At 37.8% G+C, this 21,572-nt stretch carries 19 protein-coding genes; 18 read left to right on the plus strand and 1 reads right to left on the minus strand.

The window, feature by feature from the left end; translation table 11 throughout:
* Positions 1–33 precede the first annotated feature (33 nt).
* The 12 genes from speB (at position 34) to M3175_RS12990 (ending at position 12,858) form a co-directional block, all read left to right on the plus strand.
* Entirely contained in the window at positions 34–975 is a 942-nt protein-coding gene (gene speB / locus M3175_RS12935) for an agmatinase (protein WP_251519566.1), read from the plus strand.
* Between the two features lie 160 nt (positions 976–1,135).
* A complete protein-coding gene (locus tag M3175_RS12940; RefSeq protein ID WP_251519568.1) occupies positions 1,136–2,137 on the plus strand; it encodes a LacI family DNA-binding transcriptional regulator in 1,002 nt (333 codons plus the stop codon).
* A 295-nt stretch (positions 2,138–2,432) separates the two neighbouring features.
* On the plus strand, positions 2,433–3,464 hold the full coding sequence (locus tag M3175_RS12945) for a zinc-dependent alcohol dehydrogenase (RefSeq protein ID WP_251519570.1): 1,032 nt from the start codon (positions 2,433–2,435) through the stop codon (positions 3,462–3,464).
* A gap of 82 nt (positions 3,465–3,546) precedes the next feature.
* Positions 3,547–4,605 carry an NAD(P)-dependent alcohol dehydrogenase gene (locus M3175_RS12950; protein ID WP_371321690.1) on the plus strand — a complete coding sequence of 353 codons (1,059 nt, stop codon included), beginning with the start codon at positions 3,547–3,549 and terminating at the stop codon, positions 4,603–4,605.
* Between the two features lie 87 nt (positions 4,606–4,692).
* Positions 4,693–5,712 (plus strand): TRAP transporter substrate-binding protein DctP, encoded by a 1,020-nt coding sequence (gene dctP, locus M3175_RS12955; protein WP_251519573.1) that lies wholly within the window; start codon positions 4,693–4,695, stop codon positions 5,710–5,712.
* Positions 5,713–5,774: 62 nt separating this feature from the next.
* Positions 5,775–6,266 carry a TRAP transporter small permease gene (locus tag M3175_RS12960; protein ID WP_251519574.1) on the plus strand — a complete coding sequence of 164 codons (492 nt, stop codon included), beginning with the start codon at positions 5,775–5,777 and terminating at the stop codon, positions 6,264–6,266.
* 4 nt (positions 6,267–6,270) lie between these two features.
* Complete coding sequence (locus tag M3175_RS12965) at positions 6,271–7,545, plus strand: TRAP transporter large permease (protein WP_251519575.1); 1,275 nt, start codon at positions 6,271–6,273, stop codon at positions 7,543–7,545.
* 115 nt (positions 7,546–7,660) lie between these two features.
* The gene (locus tag M3175_RS12970) at positions 7,661–8,515 is read left to right on the plus strand and encodes a transketolase (protein WP_251519576.1); all 855 of its coding nucleotides are present in this window, start codon (positions 7,661–7,663) and stop codon (positions 8,513–8,515) included.
* Entirely contained in the window at positions 8,515–9,474 is a 960-nt protein-coding gene (locus M3175_RS12975) for a transketolase family protein (protein ID WP_251519577.1), read from the plus strand. Before M3175_RS12970 ends, M3175_RS12975 begins: the two co-directional genes overlap by 1 nt.
* A 24-nt stretch (positions 9,475–9,498) precedes the next feature.
* The gene (locus M3175_RS12980) at positions 9,499–10,926 is read left to right on the plus strand and encodes an aldehyde dehydrogenase family protein (RefSeq protein ID WP_251519578.1); all 1,428 of its coding nucleotides are present in this window, start codon (positions 9,499–9,501) and stop codon (positions 10,924–10,926) included.
* Positions 10,927–10,963: 37 nt separating this feature from the next.
* Positions 10,964–12,052 (plus strand): tartrate dehydrogenase, encoded by a 1,089-nt coding sequence (locus M3175_RS12985; RefSeq protein WP_285852270.1) that lies wholly within the window; start codon positions 10,964–10,966, stop codon positions 12,050–12,052.
* Between the two features lie 359 nt (positions 12,053–12,411).
* Complete coding sequence (locus tag M3175_RS12990; protein WP_251519579.1) at positions 12,412–12,858, plus strand: YfmQ family protein; 447 nt, start codon at positions 12,412–12,414, stop codon at positions 12,856–12,858.
* 51 nt (positions 12,859–12,909) lie between these two features.
* Here M3175_RS12990 and pdxR read toward each other — a convergent pair whose 3' ends face one another.
* Complete coding sequence (pdxR, locus tag M3175_RS12995; RefSeq protein ID WP_251519581.1) at positions 12,910–14,349, minus strand: MocR-like pyridoxine biosynthesis transcription factor PdxR; 1,440 nt, start codon at positions 14,347–14,349, stop codon at positions 12,910–12,912.
* A 517-nt stretch (positions 14,350–14,866) separates the two neighbouring features.
* Here pdxR and M3175_RS13000 point away from each other — a divergent pair.
* The 6 genes from M3175_RS13000 (at position 14,867) to M3175_RS13025 (ending at position 21,513) form a co-directional block, all read left to right on the plus strand.
* Positions 14,867–15,292 carry a MarR family winged helix-turn-helix transcriptional regulator gene (locus tag M3175_RS13000; protein WP_251519582.1) on the plus strand — a complete coding sequence of 142 codons (426 nt, stop codon included), beginning with the start codon at positions 14,867–14,869 and terminating at the stop codon, positions 15,290–15,292.
* A 98-nt stretch (positions 15,293–15,390) separates the two neighbouring features.
* Entirely contained in the window at positions 15,391–17,154 is a 1,764-nt protein-coding gene (locus M3175_RS13005; RefSeq protein WP_251519583.1) for an ABC transporter ATP-binding protein, read from the plus strand.
* A complete protein-coding gene (locus M3175_RS13010) occupies positions 17,147–18,961 on the plus strand; it encodes an ABC transporter ATP-binding protein (protein ID WP_371321688.1) in 1,815 nt (604 codons plus the stop codon). The genes M3175_RS13005 and M3175_RS13010 overlap by 8 nt, the downstream gene beginning before the upstream one ends.
* Before the next feature lie 308 nt (positions 18,962–19,269).
* Positions 19,270–20,232, plus strand: coding sequence for a siderophore ABC transporter substrate-binding protein (locus M3175_RS13015; protein ID WP_251519584.1), 963 nt, complete (start codon positions 19,270–19,272; stop codon positions 20,230–20,232).
* A 205-nt stretch (positions 20,233–20,437) separates the two neighbouring features.
* Positions 20,438–20,893 carry a MarR family winged helix-turn-helix transcriptional regulator gene (locus tag M3175_RS13020; RefSeq protein WP_251519585.1) on the plus strand — a complete coding sequence of 152 codons (456 nt, stop codon included), beginning with the start codon at positions 20,438–20,440 and terminating at the stop codon, positions 20,891–20,893.
* 134 nt (positions 20,894–21,027) lie between these two features.
* Positions 21,028–21,513, plus strand: coding sequence for a nitroreductase family protein (locus M3175_RS13025; protein ID WP_251519586.1), 486 nt, complete (start codon positions 21,028–21,030; stop codon positions 21,511–21,513).
* Positions 21,514–21,572 lie beyond the last annotated feature (59 nt).

A 21,572-nucleotide genomic window follows, 5' to 3' on the forward strand; every position in this document is an offset into this window, starting at 1 on the left:
CATTCAAAATTAATTACAGGAGGAAAATAAAAAATGAAATATCCATTATCGCCCGAGGTAAAACCTGAATTTTGTACAACAGGATCTTTTGTGAGACTACCAGAACAAAGAGAGAATGCCAAACTAGCCATAATAGGCATGCCTTTTGATACAGCCGCTTCCTTTCGGGTAGGAGCGCGTTTTGCTCCGCAGGCTATACGACAGGCATCGATGACTTTATTTCCATACCATCCGATTCACAAGGTGTATCCTTTTGATGAAACAAATGCTATTGATATCGGAGATGTTTCCGTTATCCCACATAATATTCATAAAAGCTACGAGTTGATGGAAGAGGCAGTTAAAGGACTTATGAAAAAAGGGATCATCCCTATTGGGTTAGGTGGAGATCATTCCATTACTCTTGCAAGCTTACGTGCCACTGCTAAAGTCCATGGACCCGTAGCATTGATTCACTTTGATTCCCACACGGATACATGGGATACGTATTACGAAGAAAAGTATTGGCATGGCTCTCCTTTTATTCGAGCACATGAGGAAGGTTTGGTTGATCCGTCCAAGGTATTTCAAATCGGGATAAGAGGTACCCTCAACCATCCTGGTGACGTTCAAGAAAGCCATGAATTAGGGTATAACGTCATAACTACTCACGATCTTGAACAAATGGGATTCGAAAGCGTGCTTAAAAAAATGCGGACTGTCATTGGTGATACTCCCGTCTTTTTAACCTTTGATATCGACTTTGTTGACCCATCCTGTGCCCCAGGGACAGGTACGTTAGAGGTAGGTGGTTTCAGTAGTAGAGAAACATTACAAATGATTCGATCACTTACTGGATTCAACTATATCGGATTTGATGTGGTAGAAGTGCTACCTCAGTATGATCAAACTCAAATAACCGCTTTATTAGCAGCAACCATTGTGCATGATTTTGCTAGTTTGGCTGCTTTGAAGATAAAAGAGAAGCAGGAATAGAATATAGAGAGGGAGTACCAAGACTTCCTCTTTTTTGATGTTTTAAAAACAATTTACTTGTTTATAAAAAAAACCTTGCAAAAATTGCTAATTTGTATAAAAATTAAGTAAGCGCTTAACTAAATTAGTGCATCTCAGATTTAAATTTAGGAGTGGAACGATGAAAGTAACTATATATGATGTTGCAAGAGAGGCGAACGTATCAATTGCAACAGTCTCTAAAGTAATTAACAATACAGGGAGAATCGGAGAAAAAACAAAAAGAAAAGTAGAAGAAGTGATGAAGAGGTTGGATTATCAACCCAATATGATGGCTTCTGCTTTAATGGGGAAACAAACAAAAACAATTGGCCTTCTTATTCCTGATTTAGCCAATCCATTTTTTTCTGAGCTTGCACGAAGTATTGAGGACCGTGCCCATGAGTTTGGATATAACTTAGTGATCTGTAGCACAGATTATTTACCGGAAAAAGAAAATAAGTACCTGAATCTGCTTAAAAGAAAGAATGTAGATGGTTTTATATTAGCGTCAGGCTTTGAAAACTTAGAAAAAGTGGAAGAAATGGTGAAGGAAAAAGTGCCTGTGGCGATTGTTGCTAGAGACTTTCCAATGTTTTCAATTAATACTGTTGCCCTAGATGATTTTATGGGTGGATATTTAGCCGCTTCTCATCTAATGAAGCTCGGTCATCAAAAAATTGCCGTTATTGCTAGGGATGTATGGAGTAATAGAGAAAGACTTCGTGGGTTTAAGCAGGCCTTAGAAGAGAAAAACATCGAGTTTATGAGTAACTTTGAATATATTGATGGTCCGAGTCATGTGGAACCAGGTAAGAAAATGGCACTCAAATATCTTACTGGTGATGATGTTCCTACTGCTATTTTTGCTTGCAATGATTTATTGGCGATTGGTGCTATCCAGGCAGTAAAAGAACTAGGAAAAAGTGTTCCTAACGACGTTTCTATTATGGGGTTTGATAATACACTTATTGCAACTATTGTGGAACCACCACTAACTACCATTGCACAACCGATTCAGAACATGGGTAAAGAGGTTTTGGATTTAATTATATCCATGATCAAAGGCGAAAAAAAGGAGGTAATGCGATTAACATTATTGCCTTCGCTTGTAGAAAGAAACTCAACTGCACCATTAGTGTAAGCTAATGGTATACTGATATACTAGTATAAAATATTCAAAATTTTTTAATAAAATGGTTGATTTTTTTAAGCGTATTGAATACAATTTAATCATCGAGAATTTGATAAAGCGCTTAACCAAAAGTGAGTAACTAACCTAGCTTAATAGGCTAATAGAATAAAACACTTTATTTTTAACCTTTAAAGTAAGCGCTTTACATATTAGTTCTAGCATTGATACATAACAGCATGATCATTATATTTTTTTTGAAATTAGAGTAAGCGCTTTCTATTACAAGGGGGAAGGAGAGGATCATTTGAAAGCATTAGTTAAAGTGCAAGCAGGAGTAGGTAATGTTTCTTTAATAGATATCAATGATCCAGCATGTGCACCAGATAAAGTTAAGGTTGAGGTGAAATACACCGGAATTTGTGGAACGGATTTACATATCTACCATGAAACGTTTAAAAACTATCCTCCTGTCATTATGGGCCATGAGTTCTCTGGAATTGTTTCCGAGGTAGGTACTAAGATCACCAAAGTAAAGGTAGGAGATCGAGTCACTGTTCTTGGTTCCACTGCTTTAACATGTGGGGATTGCCACTACTGTAAAACTGGACATTATATGTTTTGCTCCAATCGAAGAGGTATGGGACATGGAGTGGATGGAAGTTTCACGAAATATGCAGTTGTTCGTGAAGATATGATTTATAAGTTACCTCAGCATGTGAGTCTTGAGGAAGCTGCGATGTCTGAACCACTTGCGTGTGCCGTCCAAGCCATTGAAGAATTAACGACGATTCACACTGGGGATATCGTTTTATTATCTGGCCCAGGTCCAATAGGATTGATTTGCTTATCTCTTCTAGCAGTTAAAGGGTGCAAGGTAATAGTAGCGGGTACATCTTCAGATGTATTGCGATTGAAGATTGCAAAAGAATTAGGTGCTGATGTTGTCGTCAATATTGATGAACAGAATCTTGACAAAATTATTGAGGAAGAAACCAATGGTTTGGGAGTAGATGTAACAGTTGAGTGTGCGGGTGCTGGTCCATCCATAAAGAGTTGTTTGAAGGCACTTAAAAAGTTAGGAAAACATATTCAAGTCGGCATAGCTGGTAAAGAGATTACTTTAGATTTTGACTTAATTCTTTATAAGCAAATCAAGGTTTTCGGCTCACTTGCACATTCGATGAAAACGTGGGATCGTGTAATCCAAATCTTAGAACAGAAGAAGGTCAACTTAACCCCAATTATTACTCATATGCTTCCACTGTCTAAATGGGAAGAGGCTTTTCAATTATGTGAGGATAAGCAATGTGGAAAAGTATTACTTAGTCATGATTAAGTGGAAATCAACCTCAGGATTTAATATGGAATAGAGGAGGAGAATTGGGATGACTAGCATAAAAGTAGAGGCTTCAGATAATCTGGACCTGGCTATACCCCAAAAAATGAATGTAGCTTATCTACAAAAACCATTGGAAGTGAGTGTGAATCAAGAGGATGTACCTACTGTCTCTGGAAGAGAAGTGCTAGTTAAGGTGATGGCAGTTGGAATTTGCGGATCGGATGTCCATTACTATGCTCACGGCAGGATTGGAAATAGACTTGTTACCTATCCTCATATTCAAGGACATGAATGTGCGGGGATCGTCGTTGCAACAGGAGATAAAGTGACTCGGTTTAAAGTCGGAGACCGTGTTGCTGTTGAACCAGGTGTAGCCTGCATGTCCTGTTCGTGGTGTAAGGAGGGCAGGTATAATCTCTGTCCGGATGTAAAGTTTTTATCTACACCACCAGTAAAAGGGGCATTTGTTCAATTTTTAAAGCATCCTGAAGAATTTCTATTTCCTATCCCGGATTCTCTCTCATTTGAACATGCGTCTTTAGCAGAACCTCTTTCGGTAGCCATTCATGCAGTCAATAGAGGTAAGTTAAAACCAGGCTCAACTGTAGTCATTACAGGAATGGGGCCAGTTGGGTTAATGACGGTAGTGGCAGCTAAAGCTTATGGAGCAAAGGAGATAATTGTAACGGATATGGAGCCATTACGACTCGAGACCGCTCGAAAGCTTGGTGCTACCCAAATTATTGACATTTCAAAATCAGATACAATTAAAGAGATAAACCATGTAACTTCAGGGATTGGGGCTGACCTAGTCTTTGAGACTTCTGGAAATGTAAGAGCCTTGCAATCCACTGTAGAGATGGTCAAGCGAGGCGGTTCAGTAGTAACAATTGGTTTTCCCAATGCAGAGGAGGTCCCTTTGAATGTGACACTAATGCTTCAGAAGGAAATAGATCTTTTCTCTGTGTACCGCTATACCAATACTTATCCGTTAGCAATTAAAATATTAGAAGATTTAGGGAGCAAAATTGAACCAATTATTACAGATCGATATGCTTTAGATCAAATAAACGAGGCGATGTATCAAGCATATGCGAATCGAAGTCAAAGTTTGAAAGTAATCATTTTTCCAAACTAATTTTTAGTTTAATAGAGTGTGGTAACAAGGCGAGAAGAAGTAATTTTTTCATTAAAATTACTCATTAAATTAAAGGGGGAAACAGAAATGAAGAAACTGGTAAAAGGGACTACACTAGCAGCAATACTTGCAATGGTGTTAGCAGGTTGCGGGGGTGGGTCAGAAACTCAGTCTGCCAATGCTGATGCTTCTGAAAAAAAACAAATTGTACTGGATTTAAGTATACCTGAGCCAGAAGGAGCAAAGTTTGATGTGGCAGCAAAGGCTTTCAAAGATGAATTAGAAGAGTTAACGGACGATCAACTAACCGTAAAAATTCATTATAATAACTCGCTTGGTGGAGAACGAGAAGTGTTTGAATTAATGGGTATGGGATCGTTGGATATGGCCATCCAATCTGCTGGGCCAATGGGTAACTGGGTTCCAGAATTTAATATGTTTGATCTTCCATTCCTTTTTGACAATCTTGAACACGCACGAGCTGTATTAGATGGTGAAATAGGAGATGAACTTGCTCAAAAATTTGAAACAGAAACGAATGTAAAAGTACTTGGATGGGTTGAAAATGGTTTTGTTGCAACATCTTCAAATAAACCTATTAATTCTGTAGATGATGTAAAGGGATTAAAAGTTCGTGTGCAGGAAAATGAGTTGCAGATTGATGCGTGGAAAGCATATGGAGCTGATGCTACACCAATGGCATGGACTGAGGTTTTTACTGGATTACAACAAGGGGTTATTGATGGTCATTCTAACTCTTTAGCGACCATTCAAACATCCAAAATCTTTGAAGTTCAAAGCCATGTTGCTTTATTAGAAGACCGTTATGCCCCAGGTCCGATTTCTATTAGTAAAAAGACGTTTGATAGTCTTACACCAGAGCAACAAGAGGCAGTTATTAAGGCAGCTGAGCATGCAGAACCAATTGGAAGACAAGCAAACGATGACAAAATTAGTGCAGCTGCTGATTTCCTTAAAGAACAGGGCTTAGAGTTAACAGAACCAGACAAGGAATCGTTTAAAGCAAAGACCGATTCAGTATATAAGAAATGGGCACCAAAAATTGGTGAAGAAATGATTGAAAAGGTTAAGAATTTTAAGTATTAAGATTTTCTTGGGGGCAATATGAGCGATGAATATATTGTCCTCTCCTTTAAGGAGTTGAAAAAATGAAGAGCATTAGCGGAATGTATATTCGTACTATCGATAAGTTGAACAAATTTTTTGGCTATGCCTTAGCTTGCATATTGGCATTTATGACAGTCATTATCTTCTGGCAAGTCATTGCAAGGTACGTAGCAGGCTCTTCCTTAGCTTGGTCTGAGGAACTGTCACGATTCTTGATGATCTTAATGATTTTAATTGGCTCTTCCTTAGCGCTTAGAGATAACGAGTTAATATCCGTGGAAATTCTTCCAGAAGTATTAAAAGGAAAAGCTAAAAAATGGTTAATTATCTTGGTGCATTTCATATCAACTTTCTTTTATATCGTATTAATGTTCTATGGGTGGAAGGTAGCGCAAAGTTTCGGAAATCAAATCGCTCCTGGAACAGGAATTTCAATGTTCTTTATTTACCTTTCCTTACCTCTTGGAGGGTTACTGCTTCTATTAAATACAATTACATGTATTTTAGAACAGTTTATAGGAAGAAAGGAGTGATGGGATGTTACCAGTATTTTTTATATCACTATTTGTTTTTATTTTCTTAAGTGTACCAGTCGCATTTTCTTTAGGGTTGTCTACTGTATTAGGAGTGTGGCTACATGATACTCTCCCTTTAGAAATTGTTCCTCAAAGGATTTTTGTTTCTATGAACTCCTTTCCTTTGATGGCCATTCCTTTCTTTATCCTAGCAGGAAACTTAATGGGTGCCGGGAGTATGTCAAAGAGGCTAGTCAATTTTGCTAGCTCACTTGTTGGCCATTTTACCGGCGGCTTAGCCATGGTTGCAATAGTGACCTCCATGTTTTTTGCGGCTATTTCAGGTTCGGGAGCAGCAACTACAGCTGCTATTGGATCCATACTGATTCCAGCCATGGTAGCTAGAGGTTATAAAATTGAGTATGCAGCAGCAAATCAAGCCGTTTCAGGAGCATTAGGAATTATTATTCCACCTAGTATTGCTATGATTCTGTACGGAGTGGCTGCTGAAGTCTCAATAGGAGATCTGTTTATTGCAGGGATTCTACCTGGGTTATTAATTACTTTCTCTCTACTAGTAAGTGCCTATATTATTGCAAATCGAAATGGTTATGTTGGGGAAGAACGAAAAAGTTTTCCAGATGTATTAAAGTCATTTAAAGAATCAATTCTAGCTTTATTAATGCCAATTATCGTATTAGGTGGGATATACTCTGGTATTTTCACTCCAACTGAAGCTTCAGTTGTAGCAGTTGTTTATTCTTTTGTTGTCGGGTATTTCGTATACCGTGATCTGACCATCCTACAAGTGGCTGATACATTGAAGAAATCCGCTATAAGCAGTTCTGTCATTATGATAGTAATTGGGACCGCTGGATTATTTGGATTCTTTATTGAAATGAATGGTGTACCTGGTATGATTTATAGTTCTATATCAGATGTCATTACAAATAAATATATATTCTTAATTATCGTTAATATCATATTATTTGTGGCTGGTATGTTCCTAGAGGGTGGAGCAGCAATACTAATTTTTGTGCCATTATTATTAGGTACTGCAGTTAATTTAGGAATTGATCCTGTTCACTTTGGTGTCATTATGGTGTGTAACTTAGCGATTGGTCTGGTAACACCACCAGTTGGCATTGATTTATTCGTGGTTTCACAGCTAACGAAATTATCGATTGTTAGAATTGCCAAAGCAGTCATTCCATTAATCTTTATATTAATCGTAGATGTGCTAGTGATTTCTTTCTTCCCACCACTTTCTACATGGCTGCCATCTCTATTGAAATAGCTAGATTATTTGATTGAAAAGCAAGATAAGTTCATCTTCTTATCTTGTTTATTTTTCACCGTTTGGTAAAGCGCTTAACTAAATATGATAATTTGAACAATAGGAGGATTTTATTATGAATTCGTCGTTAAGTAAGGAAAAAATAATGCTTCTAAAAGAGAAAGCATCTGAGGCTAGGAAACTAATTATTGAGACCGTGCACCATGCAGAGGCAGGTCATATTGGTGGTCCTATGTCAGCTACTGATATTATAACGAATCTATATTTTCATGAAATGAATATCGATCCTAATGATCCAAGGAATGAGGAAAGAGATCGATTTGTATTGTCTAAAGGACACTCAGCAATTGGTCTTTATGCGGTTTTGGCATTGAGAGGATATATGCCAGTTGAGGAGCTCCAAACCTTTGATTCATTAAACTCCCGTCTACAGGCTCATCCAGATATGAACACCCTACCTGGTCTTGACATGTCTACTGGTTCTTTAGGTCAGGGGATCTCGGCGGCTGTTGGAATTGCTTTAGGGGCGAAGCTTCAAGGTAAAAGGTACCGAACGTACTGCATGATTGGAGATGGAGAATCTCAAGAGGGGCAAGTATGGGAGGCTGCTGATATTGCTTCGAAATATGAACTCGATAATTTAGTTGGCATCCTTGATTATAATAAGCTGCAGCAATTTGGTTGGAGTGATGATGAGAAATCTAGAAAGAGTCCAATTCATGACCCAAAAGAAAGATGGGAATCCTTTGGCTGGCACGTGATTGAAATTGACGGACATAACCAAGAGGAAATAGAGAAAGCGTTTAATGAAGCTAGAGAGGTAAAGTCAAAACCAGTTATGATCATTGCTAACACAGTAAAAGGCAAGGGTGTTTCTTTTATGGAAAACCAATTTCTATGGCATTCGCGTATTCCGACAGATTCTGAGCTAAATCAGGCGAAAAAAGAACTTGAAATGGGGGCATTGTAATGAAAAGTGTAGTTCCGCAAAAAAATGTATCAATGAGAGACGTGTTTGGCGATACACTACTTAAATTTTCATTGGAATCTAGTCGAGTATATGCGATAGATGGTGACTTAGCGAACTCTACCAAATTAGATACAGTCGCTAATGGCAATCCAAAGAAGTTTCTACAAATGGGAATAGCTGAACAGAATATGATGAGTGTTGCTGCTGGCCTTGCGACTACTGGCTTACAGCCATGGGCATGTACATTTGCTGCCTTTTTGTCGAAACGGGCAATTGACCAAATACAGGTTCAAATTGCACAGCCAAAGCTAGATGTAAAAATGATTGGTGCTTATAGCGGCTTATTAACGGGTGTTACTGGAAAAACACACCAGGCACTTGAAGACATTGCGATCTTCCGCTCTCTTGCCAATATGGTTGTTCTTGCTCCAGCAGATGCTATTGAAATGAAGCAAATGATGGAGTTTGCACATAAATACGAAGGCCCTGTCTATATGCGAATCGCACGTGATCCGTATCCTGTAATTGTTGATGGCAAGTATCAATTTGAATTCGGGAAAGCTACTACCTTAAAAGATGGAAAGGATATAACGATTATTTCAACAGGAACACAAACTAGTCGTTCATTAGCTGCTGCGGAACAATTAGAAGCGGAAGGGATTTCAGTCGCGGTTGTTCACATGCCTACGATCAAACCTCTAGATACTGACGCAATTATTAATGCAGCTAAAAGCACAGGAGTTATTGTAACCGCAGAGGAACATAGTATCTATGGTGGATTAGGAAGCGCTGTGGCAGAGGTACTAGTTGAAGAATGTCCAGCGCCGATGTTACGTGTAGGTGTGAAGGATGTAAACGCTGAATCTGCCAAAAATGACGACTTGCTCGAAAAGTATGGGCTTTCTGAAGGACATATTGTTAAAACAGTGAAAGAAGCACTAAAGAAGAAACGAAATTAAACAAATGAGAGGGGATTGGAAAGCATGCAAACGAGTATTGTAACGGAAAAGCTTTTTATAGATGGTAAGTGGGTTGAAACGTCAAATACACACAAAGTGTATAACAAATTTACGGGAGAGCTATTCTCAGAAATTTGTGTTGCTGATGAATTGAAAGTAAATCAGGCAGTCGAAGCAGCGGTCTATGCACATAAACATACACAGTTTCCAGCAGATTTCCGCTACCAAGTATTGATGAAAACGGCTGACCTATTGTTAAAGGATGTTGATGCTTTAGCAGAAATCATTGCGAAGGAAGGAGGAAAGCCTATCACTGACGCTAAGACAGAAGTGAGACGTTCGGCATCTACCTTACAGATCGCTGCTGATGAAGCAAAAAAGTTAGTGGGTGAAATCATACCGAACTACAATGTACAAGGTCGCTTTCTTTATACAATAAAAAAGCCGGTCGGAGTAGTCGCTGCGATTACACCGTTTAACTTCCCACTGAATCTAGTGGTGCATAAAGTAGCGCCAGCATTAGCAGCAGGTAATCCAGTTATTCTAAAGCCGGCATCCGACACAGCCACCATTGCTATTAAACTATGTGAATTATTAGAAAAAGCGGGTGTTCCTAAAGGTTATTTACAATGTGTAATTGGAAGCGGTGGGACAGTGGGGGAACAGCTCTTACACGATGAACGAATTGCTCATTATACTTTTACTGGATCACCATCAGTAGGAAAGCATATACAAAAAACAATTGGATTACGAAAAGCTACGTTAGAGCTTGGTTCAAACTCTGCTACGATCGTTCATGGAGATGCTGACATCAACAAAGCAGCAGCAAAGCTTGCTAAGATGGCATTTGCACATGCTGGACAAATTTGTATTTCTGTCCAACGAATATTTGTTCAGAACTCCGTAAAGGAAAAGTTTCTAGAAATATTTTTGAACGAAGTATCTCGCTTAAAGGTAGGGGATCCTCTCGACCCAGAAACCGTTGTTGGTCCAATGATTAGTGTAAAAGAAGCGGAGCGAATTGAGCAGTGGGTAGACGAAGCGGCATCTGCCGGAGCAGAAATATTAACAGGTGGAAAGCGTGAGGGAAGTATTTATTATCCTACAGTAATTACAAATATAAAAAAGGGAATGAAAGTGTCAGACGAAGAAGTATTCGCTCCAGTAGTAACTGTGACTTCTTACGATATCTTAGAAGAGGCGATCGAATTGGTGAATGATTCAAAATATGGCCTTCAAGCTGGGATATACACGTCTGACTTAAGTCTTTCTTATAAAATTCCATATCTTCTTGAGGTTGGTGGAGTTGTAATCAACGATACTTGTTGTTTCCGGACAGATCAGATGCCATATGGTGGAGTAAAAGAAAGTGGGAATGGCAAGGAAGGTCCAGCATATGCTATTCAGGAGCTTGTTGAAACAGTAACAGTCGTAGTGAATCTCGAAGATTAATAATTTAAAAGTTAATATTATAGAAGGGTTGGTTATTATGGAAACCTTTAAGATTGCCGTCATCCCAGGTGATGGTATAGGTCCCGAAGTGATTGATGAAGGAATCAAGCTGATGAATAGAATCGCCGAATTGGACGGACGAATGAAATTTCAGTTTACGTATTTCTCATGGGGATGCGAATATTATTTGAAGCATAGGAGGATGATGGACGAAGACGGAATTGAGCAGTTGAAAAGCTTTGATGCCATCTATCTTGGGGCAGTTGGCTATCCAGGTGTTCCAGATCATATTTCCCTATGGGATCTTCTTTTACGTATCCGAAAAGAGTTTGATCAGTACGTAAATATTCGCCCTATTACCCTATTAAATGGTGCACCATCTCCCATAGTGGGAGGAAGTAAAGAAACGATTGATATGCTTTTCATTCGAGAAAATAGTGAGGGAGAGTATGCAGGAGCTGGAGACTGGCTTTTCAAAGGAAAGCCTCAGGAAGTGGTTCTTCAGACAAGTGTCTTTTCAAGAGTAGGTACAGAGCGTATTATTCGTTATGCATTTGAAACAGCGTCTAGAGAAGGAAAGACCTTAACTAGTATTAGTAAAGGGAATGCCTTGAACTATTCAATGGTATTCTGGGATCAAGTGTTTGAGGAAGTGGGTAAGGAATATCCAAATGTTCAAACCTACTCCTATTTAGTGGATGCAGCAGCTATGTTTATGATTAAGGACCCAAAGAGATTTGAAGTGGTTGTAACTTCAAATTTATTTGGTGATATATTAACCGATTTGGGAGCTGCGCTTGCAGGTGGATTAGGATTGGCCGCTGGAGCTAATATTAATCCGGAAAGAAAATATCCTTCCATGTTTGAACCGATTCATGGATCAGCTCCAGACATTGCTGGAAAGGGAATTGCAAACCCTTTAGCAGCTATTTGGTCTGTCAGCCAAATGTTTTACTTCTTCGGTTTTGAAGATATTGGAAAACAAATTCTTGTGTCTATGGAGAAAACACTAGAAGAAGGTTCTGTACTTACACCGGATCTTGGTGGTAATGCTTCTACTTCGGAAGTTGGGGAACGTGTTGCAGAATTATATACTGAAGTGGCTCAATCAAATGCAAGAGTGTAAGTATTAAATTTTATTAGGATTATATAAAGTAGCTACTAGTTGGTAGTTACTTTTTTTGATTGAGCTAATCTATCTAATAAATATCTTGGGAACTTTCGGAGACTATAGTACCAGCTAAACGTAAATAAGTAGTAGTTTCAAGAGGCCTGGTAGTCTGAAAAGTCGATGGAAGTCCGAATGAGTAAATGATGACTTGTACATTCACTAGTGAAAATAGTTTAGAGTTATTTCGAATTGTCTAATTAATAAAGTGGATGACCTGTTATTATTAAGATTGGATGGTTTCTATTTAAGAATTTTAGGTTATTATTCATTTATTAAAATAAATTATTCTAAATGATTTAAGGAAAGGGTCAAGCATGTTCTGGACTATTTTGTTTTTAATACTAATCAGCCTAATTAAAGTATTACCAACCGTTCTTCCACTTGGAGCAGTTGAATGGATTATGAGCAAGTTTGCAACTCATGCGAAGCTTGATGATCAAAAGGTTTCAGTAACTATAGATAATCATTCTTTAGATCATGAAGAGAAGATGGTATTTATTAATTACTTTAATGAAGCGATCTTTATGGAAAAATATTATATTTATCCTGGAACAGAACAGTCATTTTTACCACCTCAAAAGAATGGGAAATCTATCATTATTGACGCGAAATTGGGGAACAAAGATGTAAGACTACATCTATATAATGACAAAAATTCCATTGATGTTGTCAAACAATTTAACAAAAAGGTAATTGCGTATAATATCCATTCAGCTAAATTACAAGAATACTTTATTTCAAAAGGTGAGAAAGTAATTTAATCGTAAAGAGAAACGAAAGGCAAACACCATTGTAGGTGCCTTTCGTTTTTCTTATATTTTTAATTTTAGAAACGATCGTTTTAGTCTTTGTACCCCTTCAGAAATGAGATGTGATTCCACACGACCAAAGGTAAGTCGGATATAGCCTTTTTTAGATCCAAAAAGAGACCCTGGCACAAAAGCTACCCCATTACGTAACGATTCCTCAAGTAGTTGATATTCATTTATTTCTCTATGCAATTTACACCAAATATGAATTCCACCCGCAGGAACATGGAAAGATAATTCGTCAGAAAGCTCTTTCATTAGGCAGGATATAAGGATATTTCTTTTCTTAGTTAGTAGGTCTTTTAAAAATTGTAGGTTTTGATCAAAGTAGTGTGACTGTATATATTCACTAGCCAACCATTGTGGAAAAATACTATGTCCAAAATCTATCTGTTGTTTGGCATCTGCCAGACGCTGAATAATTTTATCCGGTCCAATAATCCAACCAATTCTCAATCCGGAGGCTGCAATTTTAGAAAAAGAACTGATATATAAAACACTACCTGCATCGTCAATAGACTTTAAGGTAGAGGTATCGATTTCTTTTGAAAAGGATACTAGACTATAAGGATCGTCTTCGACAACAGGAATCCCTAGTTCATTTGTAATTTCTAGTACCCGTTTTCTTTTTTTAAAAGGCAAAATGGTACCGGTTGGATTTTGAAAAATTGGATTTAAAAATAGCATCTTAATATTATGTTTTTGATATAATTTTATAATATCCTCTGGATTAATCCCATCTTCATTTACAGGTAGATTAAAGGTTTTTAAACCCATTGTTCGAAAAATGGGGAGGGAGTAGGCGTAAGAAGGGTCCTCATAGGCGACAGCATCTCCCTTTTCCAACAAGCATTGAGCCACTAAATACAATGCCTGTTGTGCTCCTGACGTTATAAGAATAGATTGACTAGAGCAATCGATATTTTTATGTGTTTTCAGATGAGCTACCAACCTATTGCGAAGCTCAAGGTTTCCTTGTGGATGGTCATATCCAAGTGATTGTTGAAAATCATTCTTGGATAAGATTTCTTTGAAAATCGTATTTGGCATTAAATCACTTGCCAATTCCCCGCTAGCAAAGTTGATTAAATCTTTTTCTAACACTTCACTCCTGATCTGTTGGAATAGAGGAAGATTAGGTAAAAAAGATCCGCGTTCGACATAGAGATCCCAATTTGGCACCCGTGATCGAGTCAAACCCCAAACATCTGAGTGTACCCTTGTTCCACTACCTTTGATTCGTTCAATCATGCCATTCGAATATAATACATCATAGGCTGTTACAATGGTCGCTCTATTCACTTCTAATTCTTTTGCTAACTTTCGTTCAGAAGGCAGAATGGTTCCAGGGGGATACTCTCCGTAGGCAATTCGCTTTTGAATATAATTAGCTATTTGTTGATAAATAGGGATATCTAATTGTTTGTCTGGTCTCCATTCCATTGTCTTCACCATCATTGAATATAAGATACTTTATTATATCGAAGGAAGTAAGAATAAGAAAATAATTATCCTTTATTACAATGTTGGTCTGATTGGATGGTCCGCAATTTAGAAAATTGGATGGGTTAAATGACTGGGTTACTCTGTATAATTGATAGAAGAGTATTTTTGATTAATCTGTCTACAAGAGGTGTATGATGTTATTTCTTATTATTTTAGTATTTATCGTCCTGATTATTTCGGTCATTCTTACGTTAGTAATCACAGGAAAGAGCGACGAAAACTATAGGAGTTCTGTTAAGAGGAATACAATAAACCTCACCCTGATTTATGTAGTTATTATTGTCCTCTCATTAGTTGCTCTTGGAGGATATATATGGTGGCAAATGTAAATCTCATAACAACAAATTCTGAACTACCAATGATTTTTTGGTAGTTTTTCTATATCACTTGACAATAGTGCTCGAACAGGAGTAATTTATCTAATAGGGTTAGATAAATTAGAAGGGAGCTTAAGATGGATTACAGAGAGTTGGCAGAAGAGCTGTTACGTAATATGACGAGAACAGCTAAGATGCCATTTCAGAAAAAAGTAGAAGATATTTCACATGGAGAAAAGAAAATTTTAGGATTCCTCACGTTTGCTAAATGCAGTGCTACTTCAGGTGAACTGAGTGAGGCACTATATCTTACGACTCCTCGTGTGGCATCGGCACTCAATAGCTTATCCAAAAAAGGATTTGTTGAACGAAGCAGAGATGCTAGTGATAAACGCATTGTCATTGTCACCATTACTGAAGAGGGAATTCGCTTTATGGAAGATGAACGCAAAGAGGCGTTATCGATGATTGAGCAAACCCTTGAAAAGCTGGGAGAACATGATGCGAAAGAATTTGTTCGTATCTTGAAAAGAATAACCGACATTACCATTGAAAGTGAGTAATCAATGATGCAGGCACATAATATAAGTCTGCTTTTAATTAGTAAAGTATCTAACACTATTAGATTTTTTGAGAGAAGGTATCGTTAGGGGGTAAATGAATGATAAAAATATTTAAACATCTTCAGGGAAAAGACTGGTTATTAATCTTGTGCAGCTTGGTGTTTATTGTCGCACAGGTGTGGCTTGATTTAAAACTCCCTGACTATATGTATGAAATCACCATGCTTGTCCAGACAGAAGGAAGCCAAATGAGTGAGGTTCTCGTTCAGGGTGGATACATGATTCTATGTGCGGTAGGGAGTATGCTGGCTGCTATGATTACTGGCTTTTTTGCCGCAAAAGTTGCAGCCGGATTTTCTGTTCGTCTACGTGGAATGGTATTTGAAAAGACGATGTCTTTCTCAATGGAAGAAATCAATGGTTTTTCCACATCGAGTTTGATTACACGCTCAACCAATGATATTACTCAAATTCAACTTCTTATTGCAACTGGACTTCAAGTCTTAGTCAAAGCTCCCATTTTAGCAGTTTGGGCAGTTCTTAAAATTATGGGGAAGAGCTGGCAATGGACAGCTGCTACTGGTTTTGCCGTATTGTTTCTCATTGCCATGCTATCTGTCATTATTATTGTCGCTTTGCCAAAGTTTAAAGTAATTCAGAGCTTAACGGACAATTTAAACCGAGTAACAAGAGAACATTTGTCTGGAATTCGGGTGGTTCATGCGTACAATGCTGGAAGCTATCAGGAAGAGAAATTTGACAAAGCGAACCATGATCTCACGAGTACGAATTTATTTACAAGCCGAGTGATGGCGATATTGATGCCGACAATGGGACTCATAATGTCTGGCCTCGGTCTAGTGATTTATTGGATTGGCGCATTTTTAATCAACCAGGCTGCCATACCCGATCGATTATCCTTGTTCTCAGATATGGTTGTATTCTCGTCTTATGCGGTGCAGGTAATCATGGCCTTTATGATGCTTTCGTTTGTGTTTATCATGCTTCCTCGTGCATCTGTCTCTGCCAAACGTATTAACGAAGTACTAAATACAAAGGCAAAGATTATAGATGGAAACCTGACGAATGGTAAAGAAGGTCTTACTGGAGAAATTGAATTCCGAAATGTTAGCTTTAAATATCCAGACGCAAAAGATTATATCCTTCGTAACGTCAGCTTCTCAGCACATAAAGGTGAAACAGTGGCAATTATTGGGTCGACTGGTAGTGGGAAAACGTCATTAGTTAATCTGATCCCTCGATTTTATGATGCTACAGAGGGAGAAATATTCATTAATGGAGTGAACGTGAAGAATTATTCTCAGGAAGCATTACACGATAAGTTAGGGTACGTATCTCAAAAAGCCGTTTTATTTAGGGGTACCGTGACTTCCAATGTAGCCTATGGTCACAATTCAAATAATGATTCAAACACTGCGAGTATAAAAAAAGCGTTAGAAATTGCACAAGCAACAGAATTTGTTGAAAAAATGGAGAATCAGTACGAAGGTGAAATTGCTCAGGGCGGTACTAATATTTCTGGGGGACAGAAACAAAGATTGTCTATCGCACGTGCGATTTTCAAACAACCCGAAATTTATCTGTTCGATGATTCATTTTCAGCATTAGATTATAAGACAGATAGAATATTGCGATCGTTACTCAAAAAAGAAATCAAAGATGCCACAACGATCATTGTTGCACAACGAATAGGTACCATTAAAGATGCAGACCGAATTGTTGTTTTAGACGATGGGGAAGTTGTCGGCATGGGAACGCATCAAGAGCTTATGATCAATTGCGAGGTCTATCAAGAAATTGCATATTCTCAATTGTCAAAGGAGGAGCTTGAAATTGGATAAGAAAAAACATAACGCTCATGCAATGAAGCATCCTCAACATGGTGGAACATCTCCTTCAAAAGGGATCAATAAAACTTCCTTAAAGCAGCTCATATCCTACTGTAGAGCATATATCCCAATTATTTCTGTTGCCTTAGTCCTGGCTATGCTTGGTTCAGTTTTTAACATCGTTGGACCAGAACTACTTAGTCAAATAACAGATTTCATTACAGAGGGTTTGATGACAAGTATTGATCTGGATGCAGTGGTTCATATTGCAACGATTCTTGCCTTTCTATATGGGTTAGGGTTTATTTTTAACTACATTCAAGGGTATATTATGGCGACTGTTACTCAGAGAGTGTCAAAAAAGTTACGATCAGAGATTTCAACGAAAATCAATCGATTGCCTCTTAAATATTTTGACTCAACAAGTACAGGTGACGTCCTTAGCCGTGTAACCAATGATGTTGACATGATTGGACAAACAATGAATCAGAGTTTAAGTACATTGGTATCAGCTATTACCATGTTTGTTGGCTCACTGATTATGATGTTTTACACAAACTGGATTATGGCTCTTTCAGCTGTTCTTTCTACAATTTTAGGGTTTGCACTCATGACATTCATCATTTCAAAATCTCAAAAATACTTTGCACAGCAGCAAAAAGAGCTAGGGATATTGAATGGTCATATTGAAGAAATTTATACAGGACATAATGTTGTAAAGGTATATAACGGGGAGAAAGAAGCAAAGGAAACGTTCCACGAAATTAATACACGCCTTTATAATAGCGCATGGAAATCTCAATTCATGTCTGGTCTAATGATGCCGCTCATGATGTTTGTTGGTAACTTCGGATATGTGGTGGTTTGTTTAGTCGGAGCTGTGCTTGCAGTTAATGGTAGTATTTCATTTGGTGTAATTGTTGCCTTTATGATTTACATTCGACTCTTCACACAGCCACTATCACAGCTTGCACAAGCAGCTACAAATCTTCAGTCCACAACCGCTGCGAGTGAACGTGTATTTGAATTTCTTGGAGAAGAAGAACTGGCGAATGAAAGCGGCAAGACAGGAAGACTGGAAAGTGCAAAAGGTGATGTGGAGTTTAAGCATGTTAACTTTGGATATAAACAAGATAAAATGGTGATTAAAGACTTTTCCGCAAAGGCAAATGCAGGGCAAAAAGTGGCGATTGTCGGCCCTACAGGTGCAGGGAAAACTACTTTGATTAATCTATTGATGCGTTTTTATGAAGTGAACGGTGGGGAAATCCTAATCGATGGTGTTCCAATAAGTAATCTCACAAGACAAAATATTCATGAATTATTTTGTATGGTCCTTCAAGATACATGGTTGTTTGAAGGGACGATCCGAGAAAATATTGTATACTCTCGAAAAGGAGTATCAAATGAACAGGTAGAGGAAGCCTGTAAAGCAGTTGGTTTGCATCATTTTATTACAACCCTTCCTCATGGATATGACACGGTACTAGATGATAAAGCGAATCTATCTGCGGGACAAAAACAGTTAATTACCATCGCTCGTGCCATGGTAGAGGATGCTCCGTTGCTGATCCTTGATGAAGCAACAAGCTCTGTTGATACTCGTACAGAATTATTGATTCAAGCGGCAATGGATAAACTGACTGTAGGCAAAACTTCATTTGTAATTGCACACAGACTTTCAACTATTAAGAATGCAGACTTAATTCTTGTAATGAAGGATGGAGACATAATTGAAAGTGGGAAGCATCAAGAATTGCTGTTGAAAAATGGGTTTTATGCAGACTTATATAATAGTCAGTTTGAAGATGCATCCTAAAAATAGAAACACCCTGAAGATCTATTCTTCAGGGTGTTTATTAATTATTGAAGCGTATGCTTTCTCTGATTTTCTTCCAATCAGAATTGAATAAAATGGTTGATCGCATGAGCGTTTGGCTGTTCTTTTATAAGATTATGAATTTCTTTTTGGTGAAATCTTAGTTCTCGAAATTAAGCGCATGGTCCATAACGCATATCTAGTTGAAAAATATTCTCAATTACTGTTGACATTATTTGTTTATCAATATAAGATTGTAACTATGAAAATGATAATCATTATCAATACATAAAAGGAGACAAGAAAAGATGAAAAAATTAGGTTTATTTTCTCTTATTTTTACCATGCTCTTTCTACTAGCAGCATGTGGAAGTAAGGAGGAAGTGAGCACAACCACTAACGCGAGTACAGAAGATAAAACAGAAGAGGAATCTAAGGAAGTTACGTTCACACATGAATACGGTGAAGTAACACTTGAGAAAAATCCTGAGAAAGTAGTAGTTTTTGATTTTGGAATACTAGATGCATTAGATGCATTAGGTGTAGAAGTAGCAGGGCTTCCACAGGCAATTGTACCTGAAAGTCTAGAAAAATATAAAGGCTCAGAATATACAAATGTAGGTAGCTTAAAAGAACCTGACTTTGAAGCCATCCATGAATTACAGCCAGATGTTATTTTTATTTCAGGAAGACAAGCTGAGTTATATGATCAATTTGCTGAGATTGCCCCAACAATATTTGTTGATGTTGATTATGCGAATTACATTTCTTCTCTTGAAGAAAACTTTAACTTAGTTGCTGAACTGTTTGGAAAAGAGGATGTACTAAAATCTAAAATGGAAGAGCTACAAGCAAGCATAGACCAGGTAAATAAAGAAGCATCTGCGTCTGAAAGTAAAGCTCTGATTTTATTAGCTAACGAAGGAAAAGTAAGTGCGTATGGACCAGGTTCACGTTATGGATTCGTACATGATGTGTTTGGCTTTAAGGCAGTAGATGAAAATTTAGAGGTTTCTCAGCACGGTCAAAGTATAACATTTGAATACATTCTCGAGAAAAATCCTGATATTATTTTTGTTATTGACCGCTCTGCAGCTGTTGGTGGAGAAGTAGGAGCGAAAGAAACGATCGAAAACGAACTAGTTAAGAAAACAAATGCTTATAAAAATGGAAAAATTATTTATTTAGATGCTGTTAACTGGTATATCGCTGGTAACGGAATCGCATCTACACAAGCAATGACGGAAGAAGTAAAAGCAGCACTAGAATAGTGAAGGAAGCCGGGGCAAATGTTCCGGTTGTTTTAATTCTAATAACTTTAATAAGGACATTCTTCTTCAGTAGAAGAGTTTATGAAAGAAATCCTCAAGTCAAAAGTGTTAAGTCATTTTCGTGTACCTGAGGAGGTGTAGCATGTGTTTTTAATTGACAGTTATTTAGGGTCGCTATATTATTTAATTATGAGGTGACTAAATAATGGAATCACAGGAAAAACAATTAGAGCAATTTGTAGATTGTGTTCAGGCGATTGGTCGACATATGAAGAGGAGTCAAAGGAATAGTCAAGAAGGAACGGAGATTACCAAGACACAGTGGCTCATTTTACGTTTTCTAGCCAAACAGGATGGATGTACAATCGGTCAGCTTGCGGAGCGGCTAGAAGTTCGTTCGAGTTCCATGTCTCAAATGATTGATCGATTAGAGTTAGCTGGAACGGTTTACCGTGAACCGGATAAAAATGATGCGAGAACACGCATCGTAAAATTAACTGAGGCTGGAAAAGAAACGATTTCTAATATGAAACATTCCCGAATGGAGATGATAGCTGGTCCCTTTAATCAGCTTACGCGGGAGGAACAAAACACACTGGTTGAAATTATGATGAAAATGACAACAAATTTTAAGCTTCATGGTTCACGTTGTAAAAAATGAGAATTACAATTCTTACACGGCTGTATAGCCGGCAATATAATGAATTAGTAGAGAAAAAAGGATTTTATTACGAACTCTACACCAGTCAGTTTAAACGTGTAAGCTAATGATCAGAACCAAGAGGAGGAAATACATTGAACATTTTAGAAAGCATTTATTCTAGACGAAATATTAAAAAATTTAAACCGGATATGGTTGAACCAGAACAAATGAACAAATGGTTAGAAGCCGGAACGATGGCTCCAAATCATAAAATGACCCAGCCTTGGGAAGTGTATATGATTGGGCCAGAAACCAGAACAAAATTAAACCATAAAACAAACTTTTGTCAGGCACCTGTAGTACTAGTGATCCTATCCAAACATGGATCAACAGAAATAGAGACCTATGAAAATGCGCTTGCCACAGCTTGCTTTGTTCAGAACCTTAATTTAGCTGCTTGGGCAGAAGGTGTAGGAACTTTCTGGTCTTCCATGGGGTATGCAGCTAAAAACCGTGAAATTATGGGTATTCCAGATGGATACGATGTTATTGGGGTGTTTGGGATTGGCTATCCAGAGGAGATTAGTCAACCGAAAGAAAGAACGTCTATACAAGAAAAAATCAAATATCTTCCATAATTAACGTGTTGAAAGTAGTGTCTCCTAGAAGGGATGATACTACTTTTTTTATTATAAAT

The organism is Robertmurraya korlensis (assembly GCF_023715225.1).
In the GTDB taxonomy this organism is placed as follows: domain Bacteria; phylum Bacillota; class Bacilli; order Bacillales; family Cytobacillaceae; genus Robertmurraya_A.